Source organism: Paenibacillus sp. ACRSA, assembly GCF_022346845.1.
Lineage (GTDB): Bacteria > Bacillota > Bacilli > Paenibacillales > Paenibacillaceae > Paenibacillus.
In genome coordinates, this window is the sequence record NZ_JAKRNP010000006.1 from 221,623 (window position 1) to 233,606 (window position 11,984).

At 45.3% G+C, this 11,984-nt stretch carries 11 protein-coding genes; 1 reads left to right on the top strand and 10 read right to left on the bottom strand.

Features of this window, described 5'->3' with window-relative positions; translation table 11 throughout:
- Window positions 1-2: 2 nt before the first annotated feature.
- The 8 genes from MH215_RS18770 to MH215_RS18805 form a co-directional block, all read right to left on the bottom strand.
- The gene (locus MH215_RS18770; RefSeq protein ID WP_239292603.1) at window positions 3-1,979 is read right to left on the bottom strand and encodes a BglG family transcription antiterminator; all 1,977 of its coding nucleotides are present in this window, start codon (window positions 1,977-1,979) and stop codon (window positions 3-5) included.
- Between the two features lie 88 nt (window positions 1,980-2,067).
- Window positions 2,068-4,752: a mannosylglycerate hydrolase gene (gene mngB / locus MH215_RS18775; protein ID WP_239292605.1), complete on the bottom strand. Its 2,685-nt coding sequence runs from the start codon at window positions 4,750-4,752 to the stop codon at window positions 2,068-2,070.
- Window positions 4,753-4,794: 42 nt separating this feature from the next.
- The gene (locus MH215_RS18780) at window positions 4,795-5,913 is read right to left on the bottom strand and encodes a PTS fructose transporter subunit IIC (protein WP_239292607.1); all 1,119 of its coding nucleotides are present in this window, start codon (window positions 5,911-5,913) and stop codon (window positions 4,795-4,797) included.
- Between the two features lie 28 nt (window positions 5,914-5,941).
- Window positions 5,942-6,259, bottom strand: a complete 318-nt coding sequence (locus MH215_RS18785) for a PTS fructose transporter subunit IIB (RefSeq protein WP_056698859.1) — start codon at window positions 6,257-6,259, stop codon at window positions 5,942-5,944.
- Window positions 6,259-6,714 carry a PTS sugar transporter subunit IIA gene (locus MH215_RS18790; protein ID WP_056698862.1) on the bottom strand — a complete coding sequence of 152 codons (456 nt, stop codon included), beginning with the start codon at window positions 6,712-6,714 and terminating at the stop codon, window positions 6,259-6,261. The genes MH215_RS18785 and MH215_RS18790 overlap by 1 nt, the downstream gene beginning before the upstream one ends.
- A 241-nt stretch (window positions 6,715-6,955) precedes the next feature.
- The gene (locus MH215_RS18795; RefSeq protein WP_239292609.1) at window positions 6,956-7,246 is read right to left on the bottom strand and encodes a hypothetical protein; all 291 of its coding nucleotides are present in this window, start codon (window positions 7,244-7,246) and stop codon (window positions 6,956-6,958) included.
- Between the two features lie 34 nt (window positions 7,247-7,280).
- Window positions 7,281-7,817 carry an AAA family ATPase gene (locus MH215_RS18800; protein WP_239292878.1) on the bottom strand — a complete coding sequence of 179 codons (537 nt, stop codon included), beginning with the start codon at window positions 7,815-7,817 and terminating at the stop codon, window positions 7,281-7,283.
- Window positions 7,818-7,881: 64 nt separating this feature from the next.
- A complete protein-coding gene (locus MH215_RS18805; protein ID WP_239292611.1) occupies window positions 7,882-8,451 on the bottom strand; it encodes a DMP19 family protein in 570 nt (189 codons plus the stop codon).
- A gap of 272 nt (window positions 8,452-8,723) precedes the next feature.
- On the opposite strand from MH215_RS18805, the gene MH215_RS18810 reads away from it, so the two are divergent.
- Window positions 8,724-9,881: a glycosyltransferase family 4 protein gene (locus MH215_RS18810; RefSeq protein WP_239292613.1), complete on the top strand. Its 1,158-nt coding sequence runs from the start codon at window positions 8,724-8,726 to the stop codon at window positions 9,879-9,881.
- Window positions 9,882-9,968: 87 nt separating this feature from the next.
- On the opposite strand, the gene MH215_RS18815 is transcribed toward MH215_RS18810, so the two are convergent.
- Complete coding sequence (locus MH215_RS18815) at window positions 9,969-10,997, bottom strand: glycoside hydrolase family 5 protein (RefSeq protein ID WP_239292615.1); 1,029 nt, start codon at window positions 10,995-10,997, stop codon at window positions 9,969-9,971.
- A gap of 311 nt (window positions 10,998-11,308) precedes the next feature.
- Entirely contained in the window at window positions 11,309-11,959 is a 651-nt protein-coding gene (locus MH215_RS18820; RefSeq protein WP_239292617.1) for an RsiV family protein, read from the bottom strand.
- Window positions 11,960-11,984 lie beyond the last annotated feature (25 nt).

The window sequence follows — 11,984 nt, forward strand, 5'->3', positions numbered from 1 at the left end:
ACTCAGGAATAAGCATCTGTACTTTTGGTACGCAGTGTATGGCGAACGATCTGGGCAAAATCCTCAAAGGCATTACAGGTTCGTAACCCCTCAAGTAGTTCCTCCTGACGGATGAATTCCACAAATAGATCGTAGATACCCATCGCTTGCTCATAATCCTCTTTGCATATAGATAACATGAATATCGCGTGTACTTCGTTCTCATCATCCCAACGAATTGGCTTCTCCAACAAACAGACGGAGACAACCGTACGCGTAGAACTTAGCTCTAGCGGATGGGGTATCGCCATGCCTCTACCCAGAGCCGTGGAAGCCATCTCCTCACGCTCCTGTAATGCAGGCCAGAACCGTTCCGTCACTACACCTCGTGCTGATAACATATCACTCATCTCTGACATAAGCTTGAGCTTATCAGGCTGATCCGTACGATACATGAAAAATTCAGGGTCGAAATAGCGTAGCAACGTCATTTCCTCTTGGGTATCACTGGAACGGACCATATGCGTAATGGTGGCCATATCCCGTTCTGAAGGAATAGCAGCAATGACAGCCGAAGGCTTACCCTTAGACTCTCGTAAGCGAATGGTGGAGATCACCATATCCTCGGGAATGCTCACCATTTCCTCATATTCACGTAAGGATACAACGCGAGATACCTCCAGCTCCGCAAACAATGAACGCAAACGCGATTCAAGAATACGTGCTGTGCCATAACCTGAGCCACATACGAGCAGAACGGACTTCCGTTTTCGATGAGGAATCTGATATTTGCGTTCCAAGGCCGCTCCGAAATGCAGTGCCAGATATCCAATCTCACTATCATTAATTTCATAAGGCACATACGTCTGTAGCTGTTTAACCGCACCAATCGTAATCTCATACGCCAGCGGATAATATTTACGGATATGTCCCAATAGTGGATTACGCATGTTCATCCCATGCTCTAGCCGTGTAATCATGGGTTTCAGATGAGCGTAAAGGTCACGCGGTAATCGTTCATCATCTCTAAGATCATAACTATATCGTTCATAGACATAATCTAGCATCCGCTGAACGGTAACATATAGAGGATCATCCGATAGACCATCCCAATCCGTAGCCGTCATTTTTTTGCTAATAATATGCAATAACAGATAATCACGCTCACCGGCGGAGAAACGAATGGAATATAACTCCTCCAGATCTTTAATCATCTGTAGAGCAAGTTCTTGATCCTGCCCACTCGCCTCTACTGTATCAAACTTCTCTAGCCCATGACCCTGCATAACACGAAGTACCATAACAGCCAAATGTGTGATCAGATCCTTCAGAGCCAGATCAGCGATCCGAACATGCTTATGACGCAAATGTCGCATCACCACTTCCCGAATTCGGGCTGGATCCACAGGCTGTAACAATTGCTCCTGTGCAACCGTAATTCCATCTGGAGCCAATTGTAATTGTTCATCACGCACGTCAGCATATTCAGCGAGACAATACCGGATGCTTTTCTCATCCCCGGTTACCTGCACGCCATATCCAGGTTTAATGCAGAGCTGCAATTGATAATTCTCTAGAATCTGACGAATGATCTTAAGGTCATTATTCATCGTTGCACGGCTTATAAATAATTGATCAGCGAGGTCTTCCATTTTGATATGACCTGGTTCGTTTAACAATTTAAACAATTCAAATCGTATCCGCTCCTCAGGTGATCCAGGGATGGGCAAGCTCCCAGATTGAAGATTATGCCGGTTTTCAAGCAACGCTTCATAGCTGGAAGGCTCATCGATCACGATGGAATACCCCTTCCCTCGTTTGGATTCCAGTCTGCTTCCATGTTGCACAAGGATGCTCTCCAGCTTCTTCAGATCGTCCCGAATGGTTCTCACTGTGACCTCTAGCCTCTCGGCAAGAGCCTGGCTTGTCCACGCCTGATCCTGCCCTTCACCATGAAGAAGGAGAAACAACTTCTGCAAACGTTTGTATGGAAAAATCATATCTATATCCGACCTCCTCTCTGATCCGTCTAAGCTGAGCATTCGATAAAATCCATTTGACCACGTCTAACTGTGAACAGTATTTATATTAATCTGCCTTAGATACAAGGACGGTCAACAGCTTGCAGTGGGTAAGCTCAGGTAATGGAATGACTTGCTCTTTATTCGCAATAACCTGCGCTGGCTCCAAAGACTGTTCCGCCAGGGATACTCGTTCCACTGAAACCGACTGATTGAACTGAACTGTTGCTTGTGCATTTTGCTTCAAGTACGGATTGAATACACGGATAATATAACCATCACTATGTTCCGCTTTCTTGAATGCGCTGAGTACAGCATTAGATTCCTTATTAAAGGACATTAAGCTGTAGTTCTGCGGCAATGTACGCTCTTCATCACGGAAGGCGAAGATCAATCGGCCATTCAAAAAGTCACATAATTGATAGCTGGCGATCGGGGTTAAATATTCACGCGCAACATGCGCTACCTTCGCTTCATCCAGTCCAGCATGGTGGATATACAATGCAAACGAGAAGTTCAGCTCACCCAGCAACTGGGCATCTGGTGTAGCAACGATTTTCTCTCCCGAAGCTCGCCCAGGGCGATACACAAGATTTTCTTTACCCATGAAACCAAACGTACGGAACAAGGTCAAGGCAATAGTATCCATCTTCTCGCCTACAATCTCGTACTCACGCACTCCTTCGGTGATCACTACGATGCCACGATTACCATCATTCAATCCCGCATAACTCTGCATCGCTTCAATCGTAATCGGTTTCTCTTGCCACTTCTGACGTTCCCACACCTGGGCTTCAGGCAAGGACGTAGGACGAGCAATGACACCAAAAGGCTGATCTGCAATTGATAAGGAGGACGCTAGACCTGTATCAAAGAGTACCCGTAGTCGGTGGCTAAGCACCTGATTTTGTACCTGAACCTCAAAGCGGATCAATTGCTCGCCCTTACGAAGTCCTACTTGAACTTGGATTGGCAGTTGTCCCGAGCTTATTCCTGCTTCACGTTCATGCAGATCGGCAGGCACATTCAGTGTGCATCCCAGTTGAAGTTCTTCAAGAACGGTGGTCTTCGCCGTAGTCACATTCAGTTTACTACCAATGGAAGATACAATAAGATCCCGCTCCGGCGGTGAATAATTATAAGAGTCTCCGTCATCACCGTTATCTTCAAACACCATCTGATTGGCATACGTCTGCCCAGAGGTTTTATCTGTAATGGTTAATGTACCGTTATCTTCAACAACGATGGCAAAGAATTCATTTTCGATATGCTGATCATTGCGCCGCTCAATCGTTGGTGCGGCTCCCTGACTAAAGTCAAAGATGATCTGAGTATATCCCATCGCTGGAACCTCTTGCAGTTCTACTAATAGTTTCGCACGATACACACGGTCTGGGAGATAGACTTTACGACTTGGATTCAGATCAATGTGTTGTCCTAACACATAATCTGTCTGATCTACTTTGTCCACAATCGTATAGGCCAGTTCTCTTCCCTTCGTATCACGAATGACAAACGATTCCTCTGGAATGTACGCTTCGATCTCCGTAACACCCCCACGAACATACGGTAAAGTATTGAAAAGGGTAAAGGCAAATGTCTCCTCCTGCTCAATGGTTGAAGCAATCATTCGCATGTGCAAATCTAGTAGATTGCGTGCGATATCATTGGCCTGTTTGTAACGGAAAGCAACGTCCTGATTCGTAGTATCACTGTTGCATCCACCAATACTATCATGCGCCGCATTCTCAAACATCAACTTCCAGATATCTTCCACAATGCGATGCGGATATTCATGTCCAAGAGAGTGACTGATGGCAAGTACAGGCTCTAAGATGTTCGCAATGAAGTTCTCGATCTGGTTATTCTGTTGCTTGAGATCTGCACGTGTGGAAAAAATGGATTTGTGTATACGCATATGCTTAGCTTCCATTAACTCACCGCGGAGTACCGGCAGATCATGACTGTCTGCTTCGATCTCTGCCATGAAACGTTCTGGCTCATTCATTACATATTCTCGTTTGTCATCTAGCTCGTTGAAGCGTTCAATCAACTGAGGCAGATTCAATCGAATCGGTGCTTGGTCGAAGCCATTAGGGAAGTAAATATGCCGCGTTGATGCTTTGTTCTCAAGCGCGCCAATCTGTTTTTCCAAATACGGCTGCAAGTCCTCGGCATCCTCTGGAATGTTTCCTCCGTAGTAGTATCCAAACGGCATCTGAACTGCGAATACTTGGCTACCGTCCGATCCTTCCCAGGTAAATTCAGTACGCGGATTCGTATTATCGGACACCCCGCGCCAGAACAAGAAGCGTTCAATACCGAACTCCCGATAAATCTGCGGCATTTGTGCTGATTGTCCAAACGAATCTGGTACATAACCAACCTTCATGGCATGCCCATATTTGCGTGCTGTTTCCGTTCCATAGTACAGGTTTCTAACCATGGATTCACTGGAAATGACCAACTGATCTGTTTGGGTATACCACGGGCCAGTCATGAGTCGTTTAGCTGAAACTAGATTACGAATACGTTCCTCATCCTCTGGACACCAACGGATGTAATCATCCAACAAGGAGCCCTGAGCATCTAGCAGGTAATAATGAAATCCTTCGATATTCTCCAGTGCATTCAGCACTTCTTTGACATGTTTGACTAGATAAACTTTGGAACGGGAGGTGGTAAAGTACCATTCCCGATCCCAGTGTGTGTGTGGAATAACATGCACCTTCGTACGTTCTCTCTCACTCATCTCTGTATCCCTCCAGTTGCTTATTTAGCTCTATACTTCAACTTAGTCAAAAACAAGTTCAATTTCTTCTCCATTTTTCTTCACAGAAGCTTCCTTCGTTTCAGCAGGTTGTTTCTCTTCTTCATCACGGAAGTTAACAAGCATCGTTCCGCCCGCAACAATGAGTGCCCCGAAGATACCTCCGGCAAGGTAAGCAAGTGGTGTACCTACGGAGATCGCACCGTACAATCCGCCGATCGGTGGCATGATGATGTGCGCGCCGAGCAACGCGGTTAATGCTGCACCTGATGCACAGGCAACCATGTTGACCAAAATCATTTTCGCAGGATTACGCAGCGTAAATGGAATTGCTCCTTCTGTGATGCCGATGACACCCATAATGACAGCGCCTTTACCCGCTTCCTGATACGTTTTGGAGAAACGTTTCTTCATCAGCAATGTTGCTAAACCGTAGCCAAGTGGTGGAATACAGATCGCAATATTGATAAACACATTGGGCAGATATACACCAGACAAGAACAACGCGTTACCTGCCATCCAAGCTGCTTTGTTCACGGGTCCGCCGAGATCGAATCCGATCATCGCGCCCAGAATAATAGCAAGCACGACTGTATTGGTTCCACTCTGACTCATGTTTTGTACCCATGTAATCAGATAATCATTAAGTGCGCCCAGTGGTCCGCCAAGAACAACGGCCATCAGGAAACCCGTCAGTCCCACAGTGATCAGCGGCAAAATGATTAAGGGTACCGAACCAGCGGCTGGGCCTGTGATTTTAACTTTATTTTTGACCCAGAGCGTGATATATCCGGCAAAGAAACCCGAAATGAGCGCGCCTAGGAAACCTGCGTTTGTCTGCTGAGCCAATACCCCACCGATTAAACCAGCGGCCAGCGCCGGTTTGTCAGCAATGGAATAAGCAATGTAACCAGACAATACAATGGTAAGTAGCCCGATACCACTCCAACCTACATTTTGTACCAGGTATAAAATATGCAAGAATCCGCTTCCATCTTTATATGGATCAAGGTCTGTTATGCCCATCGACAACGCGATGATCTTACAGATCGCTACAACCAAGGAACCCGCGATAATAACTGGCAGCAGGTAGGATATACCTGTCATGAGATGTGTTTTTGCTTCACCAAACCATTTTCTCATCTTACTCTCTCCTCATATGGAAGATAATTTAGGATTGTGCTTTTACCGCTTCTACCGCTTTGGTTAGTACCGCTTCAGCCTGACTAACCGCATGACCAATTTTGACCCGAACGACCTTCTTATCGCCGAATCGCTCCATATCCTTCACCGTCTGATCCGAAGCAATGAGTACAAAATTAGCCGCTGCAATGTCTTCCTCTGTCAGCTTATTCACTTGACCCATCGCACCTTGCTGTTCGACTTTGATCTCGTAACCCAATTGTACTGCTGCCTTCTCCAATGCTTTTGCTGCCATTGGCGTGTGAGCAAGCCCTGCGATACATGACGTTACACCTACGATTTTCATTATGACACCAATCCTTCCGTATATTGATGAAGCAAGCCATATACATCTTCCGGCTTCGCCGCTGCTGCAATGCCCTCTTTGAATGAATCTTCGAGTAATAACGTGGCAAGTGAGGAAATGATCCTCAGATGAGATACGTCTACATGACCCTTCGGTACCAGTATGACAAAAATGTATTTCACGGGCTTCCCATCATGAGATTCCCAGTCGATCGGCTCGTTCAAACGAATTACCATCACTGCTGGACGAGTCACTGCTTCGCTCTGCGTATGAGGAATTGCGAAGTGATCCTGCAACCCCGTGGAATAGACTTGTTCACGCTCCCACAAATCAGCTTCAAGCTGTTCGCGGTTGCTTGTAATGTGATAACGTTCAGCTTCTGCGGAAATGAATTGAAATACATCCTCTTTGTTAGGCAATGATTGATCCAGATAAATCTGATCTGTAGTAATCATGATTCCTGTCTCTCCTCTCTCTCTCCAACACGATAAGCGCTTACAAGATCATTGTAACGGATTGTTTGACCAGCTTGGATATACAAAATTTCCCCTTCGAACCGGAAAAACATTAAATCAGCCCAAAAACCCCGAGTCAGAAGGACTCAGGGAGATGGCAAGCGATGTTTAATTTAAAGATGCACGATAAACCAGCATCTATTGGTTACACAGCATCTAGGTTTGCTTCACATGATCTGGGCTACAAACGAGCTTTCCGTTGTTTCATTCTTGAACGAACACTATAGTACAGACACGTGAATAGGATCAGCCCCGCTCCAATCATTAACATGAATGTCAGATCGGCTCGGACTACCGTTCCAAATGTAACCGTGGACTGCAATTTCTCCACAGAGGCATAGCTGGCTGCAATATCCGGTTGATATTGATACGTCAGGATCATGCCTTGAATAACTTGCCAACAGATGATGCCTACGGTTAACAGCAGACTTACGATAATGGATTCAAGCACCAATGGTTTGTTCAATCTCAACGTTTAGTCCTCCTTAGGATTGTAGGTTTGAACGCTATTCCAAAGTCAGTTCCTTCTGCATTACGTTGGAATAAATGTGCTTGACCACATCATCCGTAGTTAGACCATCGGTTATAATATGTTGTTCGAACCGCGCATTCTGAAATGCCTCTATACATTTAACCGCTTGTTGGTACGTCCATCCACCCAGCTTATCACCACGTTTGGCTATTCTCTCATGTAACGTCTCCATTGAAGTCATCAGCGTAAAATGATATAGATTGCTGGCTAATTCACTAAGCCCACTATGAATATATTCGAAGCGTTCTGTATTATAGATTGTCATCGGTACAATTAGGTGTTTATTATACTTCTGCCTCAGTTCACGGGCGATGGTTACGGTAAGGATTTTCCATAGCTCCATATCCTGAAAATCATCTGTTTGCTCTTCCTTCATTCTTACGTCTTCTGGAATTACCGCTCGCAGCATGTAACCAATCTCTTCGGGGTTAAAGATCATGCTGTCTGGTATTAACGACTGGAGTTGGTTCGCTGCTGACGTTTTACCTGCGCCAAATGCTCCATTGATCATCACAATCACGTAAGTCCACTCCTCCGTATCACGTTCGTCGCGTATACATATTAAGTTCGCTTCATTATTCAGATAGGAGCTGCTGCAACTGTTGCTTCAAACTGTCCATGTTCGCATCCACATACTGATAGAGCATTTCAAATACTTCTTCATTGTCAGATTGCATCAGTAATCCTTCCGCTGCAAGCTGCACTTGTTGCATTACCTCATGAATTTGCTGTCCATGCACCTCCAAGGAATTTGTTACGTCCCCCTCAGACAATCCATTCACATTTTCTCTAAGCTGAGCAGTACTCACTCCGTTCGAAGATAAAATGTCTTGAATACTCTGCATAATCTCTGCATCCGTCTCATTACCGATCCGCTGTAATACTGCTGTCGTTTCACTTAGAAATTGCCCGCTTGAGTTTTCCAAATATCCGGCTATTCCATTCACTGATAATTCAGTGTCTAGTTCAATAAGAAGGATCATTTCTCGTAAGATTTGCGGGATCTCTGTTCCACATTCTCTTATCGTTGCGAATTCAGCACGGTATAGATCCATCGCTACGCTACCAACCACTTCTTCACCTGACATGGATTCAAGTTGATCCAAAGGTAATAATTCCTGTAATTCTTCTATTAATTGTTTCATTCCTCTGCCTCCAATAATTCTCTATCTTTAACGAACGAATTAACATGATGACTTACCAGTATGTGCTGACAGAATGCGCCGACACCTCATCCCATCATAGCAGAATATGCTGTACAAGATATGCTGACAGAATACTTACCAGCTTAGAAAACGGATGTGCTGTATCGTGCATAACAATTTACAAGAAAACGCAATAAGTTAACGTGCCGTTGACTTCTGCATAATGAACGGTTGTTATGATCTTGGCATCAAGAGTCACGGGAGGGATGATCATGCGCCTGGCCTTGTTCACGGATACTTATGCTCCAGATACGAATGGCGTTGCTGCCACGCTCGAACGGTGGAGTACCCATATGCAGCGCAGAGGGATCGAACATCTGTTATTCACGCCTAACTCCATTATCGAGAGCAATGATGATTGTCCGGTGCGGCCTGTTGCTAATATCCCATTTTTCCTCTATCCCGAATGTCGAATTGCTCTACCTAGCAGAACCTCCACCTACAAACAATTGCAGGCTTTTCAGCCGGATCTGTTACATATCTCCACGCCATTCAATATGGGACTGCTTGGCCTCCGCTATGCACACAAGTATCATCTTCCCCATGTCGTATCCTATCATACCCACTTCGATCGTTACCTCGAATATTACAGATTAAAAAGCATGATTCCCTTCTACTGGAAGTATGTCCAATGGTTCCACCGCGGAGCCGACGCTACATTCGCCCCTTCACTGGAGACTCTCGAATCGTTGCACAAACAAGGCATTCAGCGATTAAAGCAATGGTCGCGCGGAATTGACTGCAATCTATACACACCGGATAAACGAAATTCAGAATTCCGTATTCGTCATGGGATTACTGCTCCGCTCATCCTGCTCTACGTTGGACGAATCGCGCCTGAGAAGGATATCGGCACACTTACTATGGCGATGCAGCATTTACCGGCTGAGCTGCAATCGCGTATTCACTGGGTCATCGTTGGCGATGGACCACTACTCCCCAAAATGCGCCAACAAGCACCAGCAAATGTAACATTCACTGGTTATTTGCATGGGGATGAGCTTGCTCATATGTATGCTTCGGCAGATCTATTTGTATTTCCTTCCTGTACGGAAACGTTCGGCAATGTCGTACTGGAGGCCATGGCTTCGGGCTTGCCTGTATTAGCAGCTAATGCTGGCGGTGTAAGGGATCTTGTGGCTGACCATCGAAGTGGCATATTGTTTGAACCGGGGCGTGCAGATGCACTGATTCGTGAGATAGGTCTGTGGGCAAATCACCCTGAGCAGCTTCAAGTCATGGGCATACATGGGCGAAAACTTGCACAGCAGCGGTCATGGGAGAACATCTTCGACCAGCTCATTGAAGACTATGAGAAGATTATTGAGCAGCGAAATCGGCGCTTCAAAACAACCTTTTCCTCCGCCTAGGTTCACCCTCCAATCTACCTGCGGCAGGTTTGCATTCAAACTCCTGACGCAGGTACAGATTGGGCTATTATGTGTTTATTATGCCACCTATGTTGCAGGAACCGGTTGGTAGCCTGGCGTGGTGTAGATACGATTCAGAACCGACGTTTGCTGCGTACCGTTAGGGCCATTCACAACCGTTTGTCCCCAACCGGTCAGTGCGCCCGCTGGACCATTATTCAGATCAAGGTACTCCACACCACCACCATTTCCATACCAAGACCACGCGAGCCAGCCTACTCCTTTTTGCTGAGCATAACTCATAATAGTCGCCTCATCCACATCACCACTGGTATGCTGGAAGCCAAACTCTCCAACGATAACAGGCACGCCAATAGCGAGCGCTTGATCAATGTTATTTTTTACCGTTGCTGCATCTCCGCCTGCATATTCATACATGTGAATGGAGAAGATCGTGTTCGCGAGTGGATCGGAGTTAAAGACATCTAATCCTTTGTCAAAGATCGCCGCTGGATACTGTCCCCAACCCGCTGTATCTACCACAAGGGTATTGCGAATCCCCGCCTGACGAAGCTCAGGAATGACCTGCTGATATCCGGTGGCCCATACATCCGTGCCCCATGAACCATACCACTCATTGGCAATGTTCACGATGACACGATCCTCCTTACCAATTAGCGCCTGCTTGATGCTGATAAAATAATCCGAAGCCTTCTTAAGCTCCGCTATACTATCGGAACCCGTTGCATCATGAACTTCCAGCATAACTGTCAGCTGGTACTGATCACAGAGTGCTAGAATTCGCTCCACATCAGCAAGCGAGTCCGCTGTCCAACGGCTTCCATTCGACAGTACGACTCGTACAGTGTTGGAACCTGTCGCCGCCATGGCTGGGATCGCAGTTTCCAGATCGTTCTTAAACCAGGTATGCGCATGGTTTATACCACGCATAACAAACGGAGCTCCCGTAGCATCCAATAAATTGGTACCGCTTACATTAAATCCTTGCACAGGACTTGCATTTGCCGAAGCCGGATGGGGTGAATACGCGACAGATACTAACATGAACGATAAGGTCAACAGAACAGCTTTTCGTAACCAACAACCAATAGGCATCAACTAAAACCTCCTTCATGGAATGGGTTAAGCTCCGCTTACGGTATGCATGCACATAGAAGCCATACAGATCACTAACGTTGCATTGTTCCTCTATCACCTCCCGAATATCTTAAATATACTATAAAGTGACGAAAAATACTGGAATTATTTAGAATATTTTAAATATTTTTATAAAATTATGTATGTACTCGTTCTATCGCTCGTGCATTTCACTAGTCACGGAGCTGAAAATAATAAAAAAGCATGATTCAGTTAAGAACCATGCTTGGTTAAGCCTAGTTTCATAGTCGTCATCTTGACTCTTAAACCTATTTGCTTATTTTGCTATAGGGAACTTTAACATCAACGAATCCTGCAGCGTATGGGGCAACTTCATAAGGATAGAAGCGAATTACGATCCCCTTATCATAGAGGTAAAATGCAGGCTCTTGATCTAATGGGAAATCATTAATATTTTCTTCAAAGATACCTTGATTCGCATTATACATCGCTCTAAGGCTGCTTGAGATCGAGTCTTCTAAATTGGCTAGTTGGTCATCATTTTGCACAAAATTTATAAACTTCAGTTCCTTGCCCGTTCTAAGATCATAGTTGTAGGACGTAGAGGATGGAAAACCATGTGCTGCTCCTGCATAGATATAATCCTCGTACACAACAGATATCTTTTCTTTCTGATTGAATTTCACTGTAGCACTTGTGGTGCTTACAGAGTACTTTTTATTTTCCTTTTTAATCTTTTTGTCTGAACTCACAATGTTAACTGCATGTACCTTAAACATCTTATTAAGCTTCGCTGTCACACTCTTGTTTCCACCTGAAAGCTCTATGTACGGTTGGCCTTTGTAATAAAGCACTTTCGATTTCACTGCAATCGTACCTGCTGCACTTGCATCTGCTGTAGGTAAGATGATTGTAGTGATTAAAGCAAGAATAAGAACATACACCCATCTGAATTTCATGATTCACCTCTAGATTTCCACATCG

Excerpts from the sequence above, each read along its gene's own strand:
- MH215_RS18770 (WP_239292603.1), bottom strand. The coding sequence starts at position 1,979 with ATGATTTTTCCATACAAACGTTTGCAGAAGTTGTTTCTCCTTCTTCAT.
- mngB (WP_239292605.1), bottom strand. The coding sequence starts at position 4,752 with ATGAGTGAGAGAGAACGTACGAAGGTGCATGTTATTCCACACACACAC.
- MH215_RS18780 (WP_239292607.1), bottom strand. The coding sequence starts at position 5,913 with ATGAGAAAATGGTTTGGTGAAGCAAAAACACATCTCATGACAGGTATA.
- MH215_RS18785 (WP_056698859.1), bottom strand. The coding sequence starts at position 6,259 with ATGAAAATCGTAGGTGTAACGTCATGTATCGCAGGGCTTGCTCACACG.
- MH215_RS18790 (WP_056698862.1), bottom strand. The coding sequence starts at position 6,714 with ATGATTACTACAGATCAGATTTATCTGGATCAATCATTGCCTAACAAA.
- MH215_RS18800 (WP_239292878.1), bottom strand. The coding sequence starts at position 7,817 with ATGATCAATGGAGCATTTGGCGCAGGTAAAACGTCAGCAGCGAACCAA.
- MH215_RS18805 (WP_239292611.1), bottom strand. The coding sequence starts at position 8,451 with ATGAAACAATTAATAGAAGAATTACAGGAATTATTACCTTTGGATCAA.
- MH215_RS18810 (WP_239292613.1), top strand. The coding sequence starts at position 8,724 with ATGCGCCTGGCCTTGTTCACGGATACTTATGCTCCAGATACGAATGGC.
- MH215_RS18815 (WP_239292615.1), bottom strand. The coding sequence starts at position 10,997 with ATGCCTATTGGTTGTTGGTTACGAAAAGCTGTTCTGTTGACCTTATCG.
- MH215_RS18820 (WP_239292617.1), bottom strand. The coding sequence starts at position 11,959 with ATGAAATTCAGATGGGTGTATGTTCTTATTCTTGCTTTAATCACTACA.